The 20,212-nt window shown below is 33.5% G+C and carries 17 protein-coding genes; 7 read left to right on the forward strand and 10 right to left on the reverse strand.

What is annotated here, in order from left to right; genetic code table 11:
* Positions 1-65: 65 nt before the first annotated feature.
* A complete protein-coding gene (gene lysS, locus M9897_00945; protein MCO5267446.1) occupies positions 66-1,781 on the reverse strand; it encodes a lysine--tRNA ligase in 1,716 nt (571 codons plus the stop codon).
* 292 nt (positions 1,782-2,073) lie between these two features.
* On the opposite strand from lysS, the gene M9897_00950 reads away from it, so the two are divergent.
* Positions 2,074-2,835, forward strand: a complete 762-nt coding sequence (locus tag M9897_00950; protein ID MCO5267447.1) for a DUF1275 domain-containing protein — start codon at positions 2,074-2,076, stop codon at positions 2,833-2,835.
* 81 nt (positions 2,836-2,916) lie between these two features.
* Here the strand turns inward: M9897_00950 and M9897_00955 are convergent, their stop codons facing one another.
* The 3 genes from M9897_00955 to M9897_00965 form a co-directional block, all read right to left on the reverse strand.
* A complete protein-coding gene (locus M9897_00955) occupies positions 2,917-5,061 on the reverse strand; it encodes a M43 family zinc metalloprotease (protein ID MCO5267448.1) in 2,145 nt (714 codons plus the stop codon).
* A 581-nt stretch (positions 5,062-5,642) separates the two neighbouring features.
* Positions 5,643-6,551, reverse strand: coding sequence for an IS3 family transposase (locus tag M9897_00960; GenBank protein MCO5267449.1), 909 nt, complete (start codon positions 6,549-6,551; stop codon positions 5,643-5,645).
* 2 nt (positions 6,552-6,553) lie between these two features.
* Positions 6,554-6,970 carry a hypothetical protein gene (locus M9897_00965; GenBank protein ID MCO5267450.1) on the reverse strand — a complete coding sequence of 139 codons (417 nt, stop codon included), beginning with the start codon at positions 6,968-6,970 and terminating at the stop codon, positions 6,554-6,556.
* Positions 6,971-7,377: 407 nt separating this feature from the next.
* Here M9897_00965 and prfB point away from each other — a divergent pair, with 407 nt between their 5' ends.
* From prfB to M9897_00985, 4 genes are all read left to right on the forward strand, one after another.
* Positions 7,378-8,460, forward strand: a complete 1,083-nt coding sequence (prfB, locus tag M9897_00970; protein ID MCO5267451.1) for a peptide chain release factor 2 — start codon at positions 7,378-7,380, stop codon at positions 8,458-8,460.
* A 64-nt stretch (positions 8,461-8,524) separates the two neighbouring features.
* Positions 8,525-9,490 (forward strand): hypothetical protein, encoded by a 966-nt coding sequence (locus M9897_00975; protein ID MCO5267452.1) that lies wholly within the window; start codon positions 8,525-8,527, stop codon positions 9,488-9,490.
* Positions 9,491-9,816: 326 nt separating this feature from the next.
* Positions 9,817-11,082, forward strand: a complete 1,266-nt coding sequence (locus M9897_00980; protein ID MCO5267453.1) for an aminotransferase class I/II-fold pyridoxal phosphate-dependent enzyme — start codon at positions 9,817-9,819, stop codon at positions 11,080-11,082.
* 75 nt (positions 11,083-11,157) lie between these two features.
* Positions 11,158-12,492, forward strand: a complete 1,335-nt coding sequence (locus M9897_00985; GenBank protein MCO5267454.1) for a hypothetical protein — start codon at positions 11,158-11,160, stop codon at positions 12,490-12,492.
* On the opposite strand, the gene M9897_00990 is transcribed toward M9897_00985, so the two are convergent.
* From M9897_00990 to M9897_01000, 3 genes are read right to left on the reverse strand one after another with little or no spacing between them, the layout of a single operon-like run.
* A complete protein-coding gene (locus M9897_00990) occupies positions 12,489-13,325 on the reverse strand; it encodes a DUF6089 family protein (GenBank protein MCO5267455.1) in 837 nt (278 codons plus the stop codon). The genes M9897_00985 and M9897_00990 overlap by 4 nt on opposite strands.
* 36 nt (positions 13,326-13,361) lie before the next feature.
* Positions 13,362-14,243 (reverse strand): NAD kinase, encoded by an 882-nt coding sequence (locus tag M9897_00995; GenBank protein ID MCO5267456.1) that lies wholly within the window; start codon positions 14,241-14,243, stop codon positions 13,362-13,364.
* A gap of 2 nt (positions 14,244-14,245) precedes the next feature.
* Positions 14,246-14,920, reverse strand: coding sequence for a CBS domain-containing protein (locus tag M9897_01000; GenBank protein ID MCO5267457.1), 675 nt, complete (start codon positions 14,918-14,920; stop codon positions 14,246-14,248).
* 53 nt (positions 14,921-14,973) lie between these two features.
* Here M9897_01000 and M9897_01005 point away from each other — a divergent pair, with 53 nt between their 5' ends.
* On the forward strand, positions 14,974-15,690 hold the full coding sequence (locus M9897_01005) for a pyridoxine 5'-phosphate synthase (protein ID MCO5267458.1): 717 nt from the start codon (positions 14,974-14,976) through the stop codon (positions 15,688-15,690).
* Positions 15,690-16,454 carry an alpha/beta fold hydrolase gene (locus tag M9897_01010; protein MCO5267459.1) on the forward strand — a complete coding sequence of 255 codons (765 nt, stop codon included), beginning with the start codon at positions 15,690-15,692 and terminating at the stop codon, positions 16,452-16,454. Before M9897_01005 ends, M9897_01010 begins: the two co-directional genes overlap by 1 nt.
* An 18-nt stretch (positions 16,455-16,472) precedes the next feature.
* Here the strand turns inward: M9897_01010 and M9897_01015 are convergent, their stop codons facing one another.
* From M9897_01015 to M9897_01025, 3 genes are read right to left on the reverse strand one after another with little or no spacing between them, the layout of a single operon-like run.
* Positions 16,473-17,594, reverse strand: coding sequence for a trypsin-like peptidase domain-containing protein (locus tag M9897_01015; GenBank protein MCO5267460.1), 1,122 nt, complete (start codon positions 17,592-17,594; stop codon positions 16,473-16,475).
* Entirely contained in the window at positions 17,591-19,084 is a 1,494-nt protein-coding gene (locus M9897_01020; protein ID MCO5267461.1) for a hypothetical protein, read from the reverse strand. Before M9897_01020 ends, M9897_01015 begins: the two co-directional genes overlap by 4 nt.
* An 11-nt stretch (positions 19,085-19,095) precedes the next feature.
* Entirely contained in the window at positions 19,096-20,205 is a 1,110-nt protein-coding gene (locus tag M9897_01025) for a trypsin-like peptidase domain-containing protein (GenBank protein MCO5267462.1), read from the reverse strand.
* Between the last annotated feature and the right edge of the window lie 7 nt (positions 20,206-20,212).

The following is a 20,212-nucleotide window of genomic DNA, read 5'->3' on the forward strand; positions in this document are numbered from 1 at the left end:
TTCTTTTCTTCAAAGATAAAATCTTCGGAGATAAAATGGTTGTTTAAGGAAAAGAATTTCAAAATCTATTCAACAACCTCAACAATCAAATCAGAATCTGTTTTGGTAACTTTTGTTAAGCCATGTGCCGCCAAACCTTTGATGCTCTTATCCCATTGTTTATTACTCAACCCTGAACGTTCTTTCAGCATGTTTAGAGACATCGTTTTTTCTTTAGAGAGAATATCAAATATTGCTTTTTCTCCATCTGTTAATTCGGGGCCTTTTTTCTCTCCGAATTTTTCAGGTTTCATTTGAGGGAAGAACAATACTTCTTGGATAGCTTGATTATCAGTTAGGAACATAGCTAATCTATCCATACCGATTCCCATACCCGATGTTGGTGGCATTCCGTATTCCAAAGCTCGTAGGAAATCATAGTCAATCATTCCAGTAGCTTCATCATCACCTTTTTCGGCCAAACGTACTTGTTCTTCAAAACGCTCACGTTGGTCTATTGGATCATTTAACTCGGAATAAGCATTTGCAATTTCTTTTCCACACACCATTAACTCAAAACGCTCAGTTAATTCAGGATCATCTCTATGTGATTTACAAAGAGGTGACATCTCTTTGGGATAATCAGTAATAAATGTTGGTTGGATATAGTTTCCTTCACATTTTTCACCAAAAATTTCATCGATTAATTTCCCTTTACCCATGGTATCATTTACTTCAATACCAATTTTTCTACAGAAGTCTCTCAATTCATTTTCAGATTTTCCCTTAATATCAAAACCTGTAAATTCCTTGATAGAATCACGCATAGTAATACGTTTATAAGGAGCTTTAAAGTCAATTTCTTGCCCGTTAAAAGTAGCTTTAGAAGTTCCGTTTACAGCAATTGCACAGTGTTCCAACAATCTCTCGGCAAAATCCATCATCCAATTGTAATCTTTATAGGCTACATAAATTTCCATTCCTGTAAACTCAGGATTATGTGTTCTATCCATTCCTTCGTTTCGGAAGTTTTTAGCAAATTCGTAAACACCTTCAAATCCACCAACAATTAAACGCTTTAAATACAGCTCATTAGCAATTCTCATATAAAGTGGAATATCCAAAGCATTATGATGCGTTTCAAAAGGTCTTGCCGCTGCTCCACCCGGTATAGGTTGTAAGATAGGAGTCTCAACTTCTAAATATCCTGCATCGTTAAAGAATTGACGCATAGCATTGAAAAGCTTAATCCTTTTCATGAATACTTCTTTAACTTGTGGGTTTACTACTAAATCTACATAACGTTGTCTGTAGCGTTGTTCTGGATCAGTAAACGCATCGTGAACCACACCTTCTGTATCTGTTTTAGGTAGAGGAAGTGGTTTTAACGCTTTAGAAAGTAGTGTAAACTCCTTCACCTTTACAGAAATTTCTCCAACTTGTGTTTTAAATAATGTTCCTTTAATTCCTAGGAAATCTCCTAGGTCCAAGAATTTTTTAAATACTTCGTTGTATAAAGAGCTATCATCTTCAGGGCATAGTTCATCACGATTAAAATACACCTGAATACGTCCTGTGCTATCTTGAATCTCACCGAATGCAGCTTTTCCTTGGATTTTACGACGCATTAATCGTCCTGCAATCACAACTTCCTGGTCTTCTTTGTAATTTTGCTTAATCTCCTGAGCTTTATTTTGGACAGGATAAAGTGCTGCAGGATAAGGTTCTATCCCATATTCACGAATCTTTTGTAAAGTCTCTCTTCGTTGAATTTCCAGTTCGGATAAATCTGTATAGCTCATTATTTAGAAATTAAGATTAAAAATTCTGCGACAAAGATAGTGTTTTTAGTATATAGTTAATAGTGTGTGGAGGATAATTGACGGAGAGTAAAACGAATTATTGTAAGTAAAGAAGGAGAGAGAATAATTTTATAATTACAAAAGACAAATCAATCATTTAAATGATTATTTCCTGATGTAGGGTTAATTGCTTTTAATAGTAACATTAAAGAAATGAAAAGAGAGCTTAATAGGTTTAGGAATGCATTACTGATATAATGTTTATCTTTGCATTTCATCTTTTGAACCCATTATGAAGTTTCTGAGAAGTCTATTTCAATTCCAAGGAAGAAACAGAACAGAACCGGATAAAGTAATTACGGCTGGCTCTTTTTCTTTTGTAGCTGGTATTGTTAATATTGTAGGAATACTAGCAATAGGAAAGCTAACAACCAACGTAACTGGTCATTTTGGTTTCTTTATTCATGAATTCAGCCAAAATAATATTTGGCAAGGAGTCCACTTTTTGCTTTATATTATCTTCTTCTTTCTAGGTTCCTTTTTTGGAAGCATTCTCTTGCATCACTTCTGGAAAGAAAAAAGATTAAACGTTTTTGTAATTCCCATTTTGATTGAGGTTGTTTTACTCTTAGGTGTCATTATATTTTCCAGTTATTTTAATTTTTTGGATTATCCAAATGCCATTGCACACGTTTTACTATTTACGATGGGAATGCAAAATGCTTATGTTACACGTATTTCACGTACTGTTATCAGAACTACACATGTTACTGGCTTATTCACAGATTTCGGAATAGAGTTAAGTTCTTTGTTTTATACCAAAGATCCACAAGCTCAAAAAAAATTAAGATACACCATTAAGCTTAAAATTTTAGTGATTTCATTTTTCTTGCTCGGCGGGATTGTAGGAGGAATTGCTTATACATTATTTAAATTGGAGATAAAAACTTTATACCTAGGAATTGCTATTCTTATCTTCTACTTATTTTATGACATTATCAAATTTCAATTTAAATATCGAAATATTGGAAAAGCTATAGGTATGAGAAAGTAAAAAAAGAAGACATTTCAGAACGAAATGTCTTCTAAATAATTATGAAAATAAAATGCTAGAAATTATTCTCTTTCAATCTTCTTAATTGATAATCAATTGTTTTACAACTTGAGTATCACCAGAAATCACTTTTATTAAATAAACTCCTGCTTGAATATTATCAACATCCATCATTACTAGGTTTTTTCCTTCAGAAGCGTGTATTCTGTCAGTAGAAATTACCTGTCCTGCTAAATTAACTAATTGAATATCTACATTTTGAGCATGGTTTAAAGTAAATGAAATATTAGCTGCTTTATTTGTAGGATTTGGGTAAACCATACAGTTTAATTCATTTGCATTTTCAGTATCAATACCTAGTGGATCATCTTGAGGGTCTCCAGCGTATATATTGATATCGTCCATATAGAAGTTATTTCCACCGTCTGATTCAAATTCAAATTTTACTCTGAAATTGTCGATCCAGAATTGACTTGTGATGTTTATCATGTGAACAGTTACCCAATCGCTTGGAGAAGATGGAGTCCATGCACTCGTAGCAATATCATTTCCTAAAGAATTCCCTTTCAGAGTTTTGCGTACCTCCCAAGCATTTCCACAATCTTTGGAAATATATACACGTAACCATTCAGAGTTTGCAGCTTGTCGTTTTCTATATGCATAACGAAAAGACAGTGTAACTTCTGTTGTATTTGTAATTGAGGATAAATCAATAGGCTGTGACACTAGTGCGTCGATATTAGCTTTTGGTTGACCAAAATTAGTTAACTTAATAGATTTCGAACCTGTATAAGCAGTTGTATTTGTGGTTTCAAATTTATTATTACTTCCTGGATTTTCTATCATCCAGAAATTATCAGAGAAGGATTGATTCTCGAATCCTTCAATGAACGGTAAGGCTAGTCCTTCATCTAACACAACAATATAAGCATTTTTTGTTATGCTTTTATTTGTAGAACCGTCGGATACAGATAATTTAACTTGATAGGTTCCAGGAGTGTTATATGTAATTGTAGGATTTTGGATAGAAGATGTAGCTGGTGTTCCTCCTGCAAACTCCCAGTTCCACGAAGTAGCTCCAAAATAAGATAAATCTTGAAAAGTAACAGGTTGACCTGGGCATACTTCTTGATAATCAGATTTGAATTCAGCTGTACATAATATATCAGGGGCATTTACTCCTGTGGCTGCTAAATTTGTAGTTTTCCATATATTATTTCTACCCCCTACTGAGCTGTTTAGTGCTGCATGCATTCTAGCTTTCTGGCCTAATGTAAACATTTTAGAACAGTATGCATATTCCATGAAGTTTTCAACATTATCTACAACATCATAACCATAAGGAGAACTTGGTGGTTCTACGCAAGAATTCATATTTAAATTACATGTCGTTGCACCTTTACATAAAGGAGTATCAGTAATACCATCATCTGTAGAACAGTTTCCTGCCAAACCAGGCTCGTTAGAATCTCCCCATGCATGAGGTAAATCTAACCAATGACCTGCCTCATGTGAAAGTGTATGTATGCCTGTTGAAGAAGAAGTACCTATTCCACCTACATAATTGTGGATAACATGGATACCATTACTCATGGAGGAACCTAAGTAGTTATTAGGATATTGTGTATAACCTGCGGCACCTCCAATATCCTTGGCCACAAATATATTTAGATACTTATCTCCAGGCCAATCCCCTTGTGCCGCTTTTACAATTGCGACCCTGTTTGCATTTCCATCATTAGTTTGTGTTGAGTATGTTCGCGTTACACCATTTGTACAATTACCATTAGGATCTAATTTAGCTAATTTGAATTCTATTTGTATATCCGCTACATAAGGTAAAAATACAGGAACGACATCCATCCAGTTGCTATTTGATTTCTGATAATCTTTATTCATGTGTTCGACAGCATCTACCACTTGTTCGTAGGAGATATTTTCAGGGCCATTCTCATGAATAATATGGAATACTACTGGGATAGTATAAACAATAGTTTTTTCATGAATACTGCTTTGTAATTCAGGATGTTCTTGAATGAAAGTCTTAATTTCTTGCTGGTAATTAGCTCTCTCTTGAATATATTGTGCTTTTTCTTGTTCAGATAGGCTGTTAAAAAATTCTTGACGTTTTAAATCTGTATCACATGCCCTTATTTCTTGAGCAAATGGGGTGTTACTTACTATTGAACTAAATAATATGACAATAGCGAACAATGTTTTTTTCATATAAAAGATTTTAGCATTTGGGGCAATAAAATTACGTATTCTTCCATAGAATTCCAATTTTTCACAGGAATTTAATTTTCTTTTAACACGTATCAACAATTTCTAACTTTTATTTCTAGACGAAGTTTCTGCTTTATTGGTTTGCAATGTGTCTATATTTTAACCTGTTGTGTATTGCTCTTATCGGGTTAAAAAGGACATTAGGTTCCGTTCGCTACGCTTCGAAATTACACTTAAGCCTATAATAAAGGAGAGTGGGGCGGCTTTGCCGCCCCACTCTCCTTCTAACTATGTTGACGGTTGTCATTCCGGAGCGCAGCGAACGGAATCTTGTCTCGTCCTAAAAAAAGTTTACACTTTTTCTCTTTAATCCTGTTATAAATTTACATTTTATTTTAATCCTAAAATTCATTTACATTTTATTTATTTTTGCATTATCGATGGAAACGGAAATAAGCTCTGCTGAGGAGCAACTTATCAGGGATAAATCGACGACCGACGAAGTATTAAACTTTGTTATGGGGCTAACTTTTGTTAGCCCTTTTCTAAATACTTTAGAGGTCTTAATGCCTAAAAAAAACCTATACACACTCTTCACTTTTTTGTTCTTGATTTACTTTTCTATAATATGTTTTCCATTTCCTTTCGCCCTTTTCCACCTCTCCTAAATGAACCTTATTAGGAGTTTGATTCCCAATACTCATGTGAGGTCTATGTTCATTATACAGAACAACCACCTTGTCAAATAACTCCTTAGCCTGCTTAAAAGTTCTTACTTTATAATACTCTAAATATTCTTCTTTTAGTATTCCATTAACCCTTTCTGCAACGGCATTTTCTAACGGATCTCCAGATTCAGTCATACTTATTTGAACATCATAACTATTTAAGAGATTTACATATTTATAGCTGCAATACTGACTCCCTCTGTCAGAATGATGAATAAGATTTTGCGACAATATATCCTGCTTTAATGCCATTTTAAGAGCCTTTAAACTCTCAATGGCTTCAAGAGATTGAGCTAGGTTATAACCAATTATTTTATGACTAAAAGCATCTGTAATTAAAGAAATATACAAAACACCAAATCCTGTTTTCCAATAAGTTATATCACTTACCCATAACTGGTTAGGAGCAGTTGGAATAAATGCTCTTATTAAGTTGGGGTATTTTCTCATCCAGTGATTAGACTGGGTTGTTCTGATGACTCTTTTTCTCCTTCTAATCAATAAAGTATGTAGGGAAAGCAAGTCAAACAAAGCATCTCTCCCCATTTTTATTTGGTGCTCTAGCAGAAAACTTTCCAACATAATGTACAGCTTCCTAGTTCCTATTCTTGGATGATTATTTCTAATAGAAATGACTTCTTTTAATACTAAAGCTTGTTCAATTTCTTGAAATTCTGCTCTATAAAAACTCTGATAATATGCCTGACGAGTAACACCAAACAACCAGCATAATTTGCTTAATCCTATTTTAGGTTGACGCATTTTTATCGTAAAGATTGTTTGGTATTGGACTTTTTTTTAATACTTATTTTTAGCTCCTTTTCTGCAATTTCAATCATTGTTTCATACGCAGTGGCTCTTAGTTCAGAGCTGACTAGTGCCTTTTCTAGCTGTTTAATTTTTTCCTTTAATTGAGTTACTTCTACCGATTCTTTGGCTTTGTTGCTCATAGCTAGTGTTTTAGTCGAAACAAATTTAACTCTTTTCTCTGGAACTTGGTAACCTAGTTGACGCATCCAATTTAAAAGATAACCTTTTTCATGTTCTTGACCGGTATATTTATACCAGATTTCTCTTTTAGTACAATCTGATTGAAGATATTCTTCAATGATTTGCCTCCGTTCTTCTAAATTAAATTCTCCCGAAGATTTTAGTCCTAAATTGACTTTACTTTTTTGCATTGTTTACACTTTTTATGGTTAATAAATGTGTAAACCTATTTCAGGACAAGACATCTCACCTTCTTTCCTTAACGTGGATTGTTAGTCTTCAGCGACCGGAATCTCACCTTCTTTCCATAACGGTGATTGTTAGCCCTAAGCGCACGATAATCTCACCCTCTTCCCTTAACAAGGATTGTTAGTCTTCAGCGAACGATAATCTCACCCTCTTCCCTTAACATGGATTGTTAGTCTTCAGCGAACGGAATTTATTCACTTGCTATAACCGTTGTTTGGTATTCTGACATTACAATCTGTATTTATTCTAATTACGAAACAAGTTATTTTAGGTAATTAACATAGGTTATTTAACAAAATGATTATATGATTCATTATAAATCTATCAAATTTTTAATTTTGCTCCTAATATGGTAAATAACGACCAAATAAAGGAATTACAAAAAAGAATAGATCAATTATTCTTATATCTCTCTATTGATGATAAAAAGAGAGAACTTCATGAAAATGAATTAAAAACACAAGATCCTACTTTTTGGGATGATCCTAAGAAGGCAGAAGTTATTCTAAAAAAGAATAGACAATTAAAATTTTGGATAGAATCTTCCCAAAACTTGAAATCGAAAACGGAGGATTTAGAAGTATTAATTGAGTTCTATAACGATGGATCTGGGGCAGAAGAAGAAATTGATGAAGCTTATGCAGATATTTTACAAGAACTAGAAGAGTTAGAGTTAAAAAACATGCTTTCTAGTGAAGAAGATAATTTAAGTGCTGTTCTTCAAATTACTGCTGGAGCGGGAGGTACAGAAAGCTGTGATTGGGCAAGTATGCTCATGCGTATGTATATCATGTGGGGTGAAAAGAATGGATATAAGATAAAAGAAATTAATTACCATGAAGGAGATATCGCTGGTATTAAAACGGTTACGCTTGAGTTTGAAGGTGGATTTGCTTTTGGTTATTTAAAAGGAGAAAATGGGGTACATCGCTTGGTACGTGTTTCCCCTTTTGATGCGAATGCTAAACGACATACTTCTTTTGTTTCTGTATATGTATATCCTTTGGTTGATGATTCTATTGAGATAGCAATAAATCCATCAGACATTACGTTTGAAACTTTTAGATCTGGAGGTGCTGGAGGACAAAACGTAAATAAAGTTGAAACAGCCGTGAGATTGAGACATGCTCCTTCGGGGATTATAATTGAAAACTCTGAAACAAGGTCGCAATTGAATAATAAAGAAAAAGCATTACAACTCTTAAAGTCTCAGTTATATGAATTAGAATTGAAAAAACGAACTGAAAAGAGAGATGCTATTGAAGCAGAGAAAAAGAATATTGAGTGGGGATCACAAATTCGAAGCTATGTATTAGATGATAGACGGGTGAAAGACCATAGAACAGGATATACAGTTAATGAGCCTGAAAAAGTATTGAACGGTGAATTAGATGGCTTTTTAAAAGCTTATTTAATGCAGTATAGTTCATAATTTATCATAAAAAATTTGGCAATTAGTATAGGAAGCAATACTTTAATAAAATAAAAATAAAATTATGTCTGAGAATCTTCAACAAACAAACAAGTCTAGTGCAGGAGTATGGATATTAATTACCATTTTAGCACTTCTTATTGCTGGCGTCTTAGGGTGGATGTATTCTAAAGAAGCAAGAGCGTATGAAAATTGTCAGACGACTAATGCTCAGTTTGAATTGGAAATGCAAGCGATGAATGAAGCTCTTTCCGGATATATTGATGGTGCAACCATGGATTTAAAAAAGGACTTTGCACAAATGTTATCCACCTATGATAAATTGATGGAAAAAGATGCATCTATGACAGATAGCCTTCAGATACAGAAAGATAGTATCCAAAGATTATTGAGTTCATTACAAGATACTAGAAATAGAAGTTATTATGAAATTAATCAATTGAAAAAACGGAATGAACGTTTACGTGAAATTATGAATCATTACTTGGTGACTATTGACTCTTTGAATACGTTAAATGTGAATTTAACCTCTCAATTAGATAAAACTTCTACCCAGTTGAAAGAAACAACTACTGAGCGTGACAAACTACGTGAAATTAATGAACAGAGCGCAGAATTACTAACTAAAGGAGCGCAATTGAGTGCATTTAATTTTGTAACGGAGGCGCAAAAATATAAATCTGCTGGTGCAGGCACAAAAGGTGTGAATAAGGCAAATAAAGTAGAGGTGATTACTTGTACTTTCACTATTGGAGAAAACAAGATAGCACGAACAGGTAATAAGATGATTTATTTGCAAATCACTGATCCAAACGGGCAGGTGCTTTATAAACGCCCAAATGATGTAGTACAAGTTGCAGGAAGTGAAATCCTTTATTCTGGAAAACGAGAAATTAATTATCAAGGACAATTGATAGATATGACCATTGTATATAATCTAGAAGGAAAAGAAATTCCAAGTGGTAATTATACCGTGAAGATTTTTGCAGATGGTGCTCTGATTGGCAAAGATACTTTTACCTTAAAGTAAATAAGGGAGGCTATCTCAAAACTTCGGGAAGTTTTTTTTAAATAGTCATTTTTAGAAGCAAATGTAGAAAGGATGGGCAAGTTCTAGTGTTCTCTCACCAAATTGAATATAAGAATCCCCCCGTTTATTTGGAGTATAGGTGTCCTCCCCCCAACCCCCTCCTAAGGGGGAGTAGGGTACCGATAGCTTTCGGAGTGTTTAATTCTTTTTGAGAAGTCACTTTAAATGATGCTATCTATCCTTAATTTTCTCCTTTCAAATAATTATTCAGGAAATGTGTCTCTTACAAGTTTTGAATTGCTTATTTTTACAAAAAATAAAACAAAATGCAGGAGTTAAAAGTATCAAAGTTAGCAGATCAATTGATTGGTTCTGAAATTATTAAACTTTCGGGAGAAGTTAATAAGTTAATTGGACAAGGAGAGAAAATTTTTAATCTTACGATTGGTGATTTTAACCCTAACTATTTCCCTATTCCTGATGAGTTAAAAGCAGAAATTTTAAAAGCATATCAAAGTAATATAACAAATTATCCAGCTGCAAATGGTGTTATAGAATTGAGGAATGCGGTTTCTGCCTTTCAAAAGAGAAGAGCTGGAGTTACATATACTTCAGATGAAATATTAATCTCGGGTGGTGCTAGACCTATTATTTATAGTGTTTATGCCACACTTGTTGACCCAAATGATACGGTTGTTTTTGCAGTTCCATCTTGGAATAATAATCACTATACATATTTAAATCAAGCAAAATCGGTAGTTATTGAAGGGAAACCAGAAAATAATTTTATGCCTTCAGCTGTTGATATTAAGCCTTATGTTAAAGAGGCTACTCTAATTGCACTTTGTTCTCCACAAAATCCAACAGGAACTGTATTTACAAAAGAAGGATTGGAAGAAATTTGTGATTTAATCTTGGCAGAAAATCATAGAAGAGATGAGCAAACAAAACCGCTCTATTTATTATTTGATGAAATTTATTGGGAACTCATGATGGATGGTGTTGAACACTATAACCCAGTAAAATTGCGTCCTGAGATGAAGAATTATACCATTTTTGTTGATGGTATCTCTAAATCATTATCTGCAACTGGTATTCGAGTTGGTTGGGGAATGGGTCCAGAAAAGGTGATTTCTAAGATGAAATCATTATTAACGCATGTAGGTGCTTGGGCGCCTAAAGCAGAACAAATTGCAACTGCCAATTTTCTATTGAATGAAAACGCGTATGACCAATTTATTAGCGAGCAAAGAAGTAAGATTAATCTTAGATTAAATGGACTATACAAAGGGTTAAAATCATTACATACAAAAGGATTGAATATTGATGTGATAGCTCCACAAGGTGCAATTTACCTAACAATCAAGTTAGACCTTATTGGGAAAATGACCCCACAAGGAGAACGCTTATCAAATATGAAAGAAGTGTTTGAATATATTCTCAACCAAGCGAAGATAGCTCTTGTTCCATTCTATGCCTTTGGTACAAACCATGATTTACCTTGGTTTAGATTGTCTGTCGGAACTTTAGCTTTAGAGGATATTGATAAGATTATTGCCAACTTAGAAGAAGCTCTAGAGAAGTTATCCTAGTATTTACTGGATTATTTTATTGATTTGTACTGAATTAGAATACTTTTTATCTATTTTTGAATAAAACAAGAAGTATTGAAACCAGCATTATTCAGTTCTTTAGATATTATGATTGGAGCAGGATGGTTCTTAATTATCCTGACTGTCTTCCTGTTTATTTGGATGAATAATAAAGAAAAGGAGCACTATCGATTCTTTCTCCCTGCTTTACTTTTCAAGTTATTTTTTGCCTTTTTCTTTGCTTTCGTTTATGTAAAAATCATGTATGATGGAGGAGACACTCTTGAGTATTGGCAAGGAGCTTACAATCTCAATCAGTTATTTTGGGAAAATCCAATGCATTATTTCAATGAAATTCTACAAACCCCTTCTTTTTCAACATTAACAAAGTACTTTAATCAAGAAACAGGTTATCCACCAGCTTGGATCTATAAAGAGCCTGAAAGTTTCTTTATCTCTAAGATTATTTCTGTTTTTACTTTTTTTACCTTCAATAGCTACATTGCTCTTTCTCTTATTTGTGGTACAATAATTTTCCTGAGTTCATGGAGAATGTTTGAATTCTTGCGTGAATTTGCTCCTACAAAATCATGGATTATTGTGTTTGCATCCTTATTTATTCCTACTGTAGCTTTTTGGTGTTCAGGTATTTCTAAAGATACATTTGTTCTTGCTGCAGCCCAATATTGTATAGTTATCTTATTGAGCTTTCTTCTTAAGAAGAAAAGTTTCTCTTTTAAAAATGTTGTATTACTCTTATTATCTTCATTTATACTCTATCGCACTAGAAACTTTATGCTAGTTGCGATTTATGGCCCTTTCTTCTTGGTGTTTATTTTACGAATTATTAAAAAGATTGCACGAGACGTATTCTTTAGGACTATTCTAAAGTTTTTTACTGTTTTCATTTTTATGATTATAGCCTTTGTTTATCTTAATTATAATGAGAAAGAACTAAATAATAATCAGTTTATCCAAGAGGCAAATATTAAACAACAGGATTTTGCACAAAATTCTACCTATGGAGGAAAGCGTTATGATCTAGAAATTACAGATTACTCTTTAGTAGGCATGATTAAAGCGATACCTATTTCTATAATTACTGCTTTTTATAGACCTTTTTTGTGGGAAGCAACTAGCCCTTTCTTACTTCTTAGTGGCATAGAAGGCTTGTTATTGATGTATTTTACATTTAATTTTTTCTTTCGGTCTGGTAATATGATAAGACATTTCTCTTTTGTAGGAAATCAAGAACTTTTAGTTTTTGCACTTGTTTTCACATTAATTCTTGGATTCTTTGCGGGATATACTGCTGGCCTTTATAATGTACTTGTAAGATTTAAAGCGCCACTTATGACATTGTTGTTTATCTTCTTTTCGGCTAAATCAATAAATAAGCAAGCTTTTTAATAAAAGCAAGTATTTCCCTTTCCAAGTGAAAAGATAAAAGAGATTCCAAACATAGAATACCAATCTTTAGTTGCGGGATTTCCTCTTTTACCAGTCATTTTATAACCAGGATTCGAGCGATCGGAAAGTTCTGCAGCGATGTTTCCATTATACTTTGCCAATTCTTTTTTATCTATAAAATCCCCACTCCCAACATCATCCAAATAATCAGTAAATGTTTTTCGTAAACCATATTCTAGCGCAATTGCAGCTTTATGTCCTAAGTTAAATTTAAAACCTATTCCAAAAGGAATGGCAAATTGTATGAGAGGATATGATTTTTTATTTGAGAGTTTACTGTTTTGACCTTCTGTACCTATAGTTTGTAGATGAACCATCTCTCCTTTATAGGTCGTACGGGGATCCATCCTAAAAATAGCTGCTTCAATAAATAAATAAGGAGAAAAGAAATATTTAGTATTCCCCAGACGATAATTCAAATAATTAAATTCTATCCCTCCAGCTAATTCAAAAATATCGGAATGGAAAGAAAGGTTTCGAGCCCTCAATGAAGCATCTTTTGCGTCAGCATCACTTCCTGCTACACGACCATAACTAAACGTTCCTCTTGCTTCTAGTCTTGAGTTAATATGGTATTTGTATATAAGTGTTGCTGATGGCCCTGTACGTTTATTAAAATGACCAAATGGATTCAAATCTCCAATATAGTAGCTTCCTCCAAGCATCAAACCAATATATGATTCTGATTTGAAATTCTGAAGTTGAGCTTTAAGAGGAATGCTTCCAGTAAAACTCAAAACCATACATAATGCGATATAATGAAGCCTTTTCATTTGTGGAAATTAACGACAAAGATAGAAATTTATTGCTTATTCATTGCGCTGATCTATTCCCCACATCATCTTATTGCGTATAGTAGTAAAGAAATCATTCTCACTAAGCTTAATCAGATTTACATCGAAATCTGCTTTTGTTATGATAATTTCAGTTCCCGTCTTTACAGTCTTTGAACGAGAATCTAAAGTCATGAGAAAGTTTCGTTCTCTCCCCATGGTTTTTAACTTAATAGGAAGTTTATCCGGAACAATTAAAGGGCGCACATTGAGATTATGTGCAGCAATGGGAGTAAGAAAAAGCACACCACTTCCTGGGCTAATAATAGGACCACCACAGCTTAAGCTATATGCTGTAGAACCTGTAGGTGTACCTACCAGCAAACCATCTGCCCAATAAGAATTTAAATAATCATTATCTAAATAAGCTTCTATGATAATCATGGAAGAATTGTCTTTCTTATGTACGGCTAATTCATTCAGAGCAAAATTTTGATCCTCAAAGATGTTTTCTTCCGTTTCTACTTTGATCAGAGTTCTTTTCTGATGAGTGTATTTCTTTTTTAGAATTTTTTCTATAGTCAGTTCAAAATCTGAAGTGTTTGTATCTGCCAAAAATCCTAATCTTCCTGTGTTAATACCTAAAACAGGAACTCCACTGGCGCGAACATAAGCTACGCATTGAAGAAAAGTTCCATCTCCACCAATGCTTATTGCTAAGTCAATGCCTGAATAGAAATCAGTATGTGATGTGAAAATCTGATATTTCTTTTTTAGTGAAAGAGTTATTTTCAGTTGCTCATAAAATTCTTTCTCCACAATGATATTCCAATGAAGCTCTTCCATCCTTTTCAAAAAGAGTTCGAAGAAGGGAATATCATTTTTTGCTATTTTGCGTGCATATATGGCAACATTCATATCTAAATTTTAAGATAGTTCATCAATTCATCGTACCTGTCTTTCAAATCATCATCATAGCTATTACGTTGAAAACTTGCTTTTATAGTGTAGTCGTATCTAATAAGTGCTTTTATAATACTACCTAATTCAATACGGTTAATTTTAAGTGTAAGTTCTACTTTATTAGAAGATGGACTTGATGTAATAAAAGAACTTAATACTTTAGCATTCTCACTTTCAATGATTTGAGATATATGAGCTAAAGAATAATCTAACATATTAATTTCCAATATAATGATTCCACCTTGTTCTTTAATTGCTCCTGTATCTGCTAATTTATGTAATAAATGGACAACACTTATGCAACCTAAGTAATTCTCTTTATCATCTAGTACGGGAACAACAGATAAATTATCCATAGAGGCAATATTCAATACTTCATAGATATGTGAGGTTCCTTTTACATAGGGTCTTGGTAAATGATCAAACAATTCAGTTAATTGTTTAGATAAATCAGACTGATTTAGTAAATCATTTTCTGACAATACCCCTACAAAATTTTGTTTTTTTAATACTGGCAAATGATTAACCTTCAAATCGGCCATTATTTGTAATGCTTTCTCTCCTTTATCTGTATGTTTTAAAGGAACAATTTCTTCTGATATTAATTCAATTCCATTCATTCTATCTGCCAATGTAGTAAATCTGCTTCAATGTATATACCTTTGTAAACGTAAAAATTTATTGTATGGGTACAAAGTTAAGTGTAAATATTAATAAAATAGCAACGATACGCAATGCAAGAGGAGGAAATGTGCCTAATGTCTGTCAAGTTGCAATTGATTGTGAAAAGTTTGGAGCTGAAGGAATTACAGTGCATCCACGCCCTGATGAACGTCATATCACCACGCAAGATGTATATGATTTAAAGAAGGTTGTAACAACAGAATTTAATATTGAAGGTTATCCGGATGAGCGTTTTATGAAGATTATATCAGATATTCGCCCAGCACAAGCTACATTGGTGCCGGATCCTCCAGGAGTCTTAACTTCCAATGCAGGTTGGGATACTGTAAAAAATAAAGAGAAACTCACCGAAATTTGTAAACAAATAAAGGCTATGGGAGTACGTGTTTCTATCTTTGTAGATACCAATTTAGAGAATATCCGTGGTGCTAAGGAAGTGGGTACTGACCGCATTGAATTATATACTGAACCTTACGCGGATAACTATAAACAAAATAAGGAGGAGGCTGTTAAAGATTATATAAAAGCCGCAGAATTAGCACATGAATTAGGCTTGGGAATTAATGCGGGACATGATTTGAGCCAGGAAAATGTTCAATTTTTCAAGAATTCTTTACCGTATCTGGATGAGGTAAGTATTGGGCATGCACTAATTTCAGAAGCTTTGTATTTAGGATTGGAAACAACCATTCAGAATTATTTAAAATTGTTAGCATAATGGAGTTAAACTTTCAAAAGAACGGGAGCGGAAAACCTTTCATTATTTTGCATGGGTTATTTGGGTCTTTGGATAACTGGAAAACACATGCCAAAACCTTAGGTGAATATTTTGAAATGTATTTGATTGACCAACGAAATCATGGAAAATCTCCTTGGAGTGATGAGTTTAGCTACGATTTAATGGCCGATGATTTACAAGAATTTGTATTAAAACATAATTTAAAAGATTTTATTCTATTAGGGCATTCCATGGGAGGAAAAACAGCTATGCGTTACACCCAGAAATATCCAGAATTGATAGATAAACTCATCATTGTAGATATGGGGATTAAACAGAATGTAGCCTCTCACAATGAAATCATACAAGGATTAAAATCCATTGATCTAAGTCAGATTCATTCTCGTCAAGAAGCAGATGAAGCCTTAGGAAAATATATCAATTCTACTGTGTTAAGACAGTTTTTACTTAAAAATCTACATTGGAAGGAAAGAAATCAGTTGGCTTGGTATATCAATTTACCTGTTTTAGCTGATAAATACGAGGCAATACTAGAAGCAACACCCAAAGAAGAGGTGCTAATTAATACCTTATTCATCAATGGAGGATTATCAGATTATATATTACCTGAAGATAAACCAAGCATCTTGGAGGTATTCCCTTTAGCCGAATTTTATACCATTGAAAATGCTGGGCATTGGATACACGCTGATCAACCCGAAGCTTTTATACAAAAGGTATTAGAGTATTCATTGGGAATGTAAATATGAATGATTATCTTGTTAATTTTCTGTATATAGTATATCAGCCTCATACCTATTTCCTATAGTTTCAGCATAAAAAACTCCTTTATCCATTATCAGTTTTATAATTTCGGCCGCATCCTCTGGAGGAATCCCAAAATGGTTGATACTTGCACATAAAAAGAGGTAATTTTCACGCATTGTGAAGTAATACGCATCTGTGTTATTATTTTCTGAAAGGATAAAATTATATAATTCAGGTTGATTATTTTTTGTGATTTCTGCAATAATAGCATTTATGTAAACAGTACCCGCTTCAGGTTGGTATTTAATTTCGAAGCGTAATTTACGATCTTTCAATACCCAAGTATTATATCCCATCCGACAAGTATCTACCTGAAATCTAGCATAGCGAATTGCTTTTTCAACAAAAGAAACTACTTGCTTGTTTTTTTCTGTATTTTGAGATTCAGAATGTATCTCAAAGTCAGGTAGCTTCACTTCCGTACCACAACGAACACAATATTTAAAATCGTCTATAAAATTACGATGAACTGGTGTATGACAACCTGGACATGCGATAACTGCTTTATATAGATTTTCATACGTATATGCCACATTTATAGTACCTACAATGTAATTCAACCAAATAGCATAGCCATAATCATCTTCATTATTCTCCATAAATACATTCATTCCAATAATGACACCGTTAGCGTCTATCAAAGGACCACCACTGTTTTCCGGAGTAATTTTTGCACTTGTTCTAATATAAGCTATTCCATTCCGTAAGCGATTTTTTTTAGACAGTGTCCCCACAGAAGCAGTAAATTCTTCTCCATAGGCATATCCAAGAGCTATGGAAGGAGCCTTTTCCACAATAATTGAATTGATACTACCTACAGGATAATTTAATGGTTTTATACTTTGAGATAATTTGATAACAGCAATATTCCAAACAGGGTCTATATAAAGTACTCTTGCCGCTTGATTTTCAATATAAGAACCTTCTACAGTAACAACCCAGTAATCTTCAACTAAATCATGAGTAGTTATAACATATTCATATTCATGGTAATAAAATCCTGAACCTCGTTTTTCACCTGCTAGGATTTGAACCACAAACTTTTTAGCAAACTGTATAGCCTCAGCTGTATTCATGATTGTTTATTTTTTTGTAGTGAAATAGTTAAGGGTAACATTAATTCACAAAGACTCATACAAAAGTCGTAAACTGAATTATAGTTTAAATCTGAAATAGTATAATCAATCAATTCTGAAGAAGTATCTTTATTATTTTCATGGATTGCATGAAAATAATTCTTTACATAAACTTCTTGAGGAATACCGTTTTCATTTAAAGCATTATCTGGCAAAATCCCAAGCTCTTTAAAGTAATCGGCATGGATTACCATAAGTTCTAAATGACAAATACCTCTTAGGAAATAAGAAATTTGAAAGTTATGGAGCAAATAAATCATGGCAGATTCTAGTAGATATAGGCTGTAATCAACTTGTCCTCGTTTTGATGCATTTTTTGCAGCATTCACAATAAAATCATATCCGAATCCTTCAGATGCCTCTTCGTAAGAGAATTTCTTATATACTTGAAATGTTGAGGTTACACGTACGAAAGATGCTTTTAACTGCTCATCAGAGATAACCTTTATTGCCTCCATTTCCTTCATGGACAGTTTATAAAGTTCGTCCACACTATATCCTTTTCTAATCTCTACTCTATATAACGGATTATCTACCTTATACAAAAGAGATCTCAACGGATCAATGGGTCCGCACAAATACATGATTCGTCGGATTAACAACCCCGGCAAATAAGTATTCATATTTTTAAAATCCTTTTGTTGGTGAGCATCCAAGAAACTGGTTATTTCTCCAATCCATTTTCTAGTGTAAAAACACTTTGTTTCAACCTCTTTCTCAGGTAAGGAGATTCTGAGTGACTCATCGAAAGGTAGTACATCCTTTTTAAACTCTTTTTGTAGAAGATATTGAACATCCTCTACACCATATACAAGTTCTATAAATGCTTCTATCAATGTTTCTGGACTAATAGCCGTAGTACGTAGGTTCAGTACATTCACAATTTCATCCTCATTTTGTATAGCTATACGACAATATCTCATACCGTCGTTTCGATATATAAGCCGTTTCATTAAATAGGGATCATTCTCTTTTTTACGGGCAATAAGTGTGGATGCATGCAACACTTTTCCATCAAAGAAACCTTCAACTTTACAGAGTTCGTGTATGATCTCAAAAGACAAGGTTTCATCCTCTCTAACGGTGTATTTTACATTAGTTTTCTCTTTATTTTGGAGAAAAAACAATATTCCTTCAAGGGCCGAATTATAATTTTCTAAATCTGCAAAAGTCCAAAAGAGTCCATACGCTGTATTTTGTTTCTCTGATTTAAGATATGCGGGATAAGATCCAAGCTGAATACCTGTTAATTCTGGAAGCGGAAGGTACTCGAATTCACTTGGAGAAGTATCTAAAATAGGACCTTTGTAAAGATTTTGATTCTTGCTTGTATCATTATGGTTTTCCCCTTGCTGGATTTTATCAGACGTCTCAACTAAAAAGCCTTTAGTAGTATCTTCTTCCTTACTAAATAGTGATTTCCATTTCATAATTACCTCTTTTATGTGTCAAGAAACACCGTTGGTTCAACTCCAAAATGGTCTCTGAGTATTTGAAAATAATCATCACATTTCTCAAAAATATGTCTAAAAATATCGTGACATTCTTGTGCTGTTATTTCCATATTTGGAATAGCAGCCGAGATATATACGTTTCCTTGTACGGTAAAGAAGTAATACAAATCATCATTATCATTCTCACGCAACATATATTCGTATAAATCTCCAATATTCTCCTTAGGAATTTCTCCCATAGTTCCATCAACATAGATTGTATATTTGTGTGGCTGGTAGAAGATGTTGATAGTTGTATCTCCAAACGTCAATGTCCATCGATTTTCTCCGTTCCTACACTCTATTGGTGAACATCTCATCAATTCTAAGGCCTTTTCAATAACAGATGCTACATCTCCTTTAACCTCTGTGATAGTCTCTTGTTGATTACCAGGTAATTCTACTTCAGTACCACAATTCATACAATACTTTTCCATATCTACACAGCCTTCAAAAACAGGAACTAGACATGAAGGACAGACAGTTGTAGTTGCTCCTCTGAACTGTAAACAGGTGTTTAATGCTTCATTAATATAGCTATATGGTAGTGCAAATCCAATATTATTCGCATGATCAATAATAAAGGTATTCATTCCTATAATTTTACCATTCAAATTAATTAAAGGTCCTCCGCTATTTCCAGGATTTATTGGCGTATCAGTCTGAAAATAAGTCATACCTTCGTACTTGCGGTTATTTCTACTAATTACTCCTTGTGTAGCTGAGTAAGTAAGCCCAAATGGATGTCCAATAGCGATCACAGAATCACCCTCTCTAACTAATATCTCTTGTTTCGTTAATAAACTTTCTTGAACTCCAATTGGCGTTTCTATCTGAAGAAATGCAATATCCCAACGAGGATGCGTGAAAATTACTTTAGCAGATTGACTATCTATTAATTCGCCTCTTACAGTTACCACCCAATTTCCTTTAATAACATGATAATTGGTTGCAATTAATTGGTGCTCGGCAATAAAGAATCCTGTTCCTGTTGAGCTCCCTGTGGCAATTTGTACCACATACGAGCGGTATTTTTCAATAATATCTTGTGCGTTCATATAAAAA

Source organism: Brumimicrobium sp. (assembly GCA_023957385.1).
Classification (GTDB): Bacteria; Bacteroidota; Bacteroidia; order Flavobacteriales_D; family Crocinitomicaceae; genus Brumimicrobium.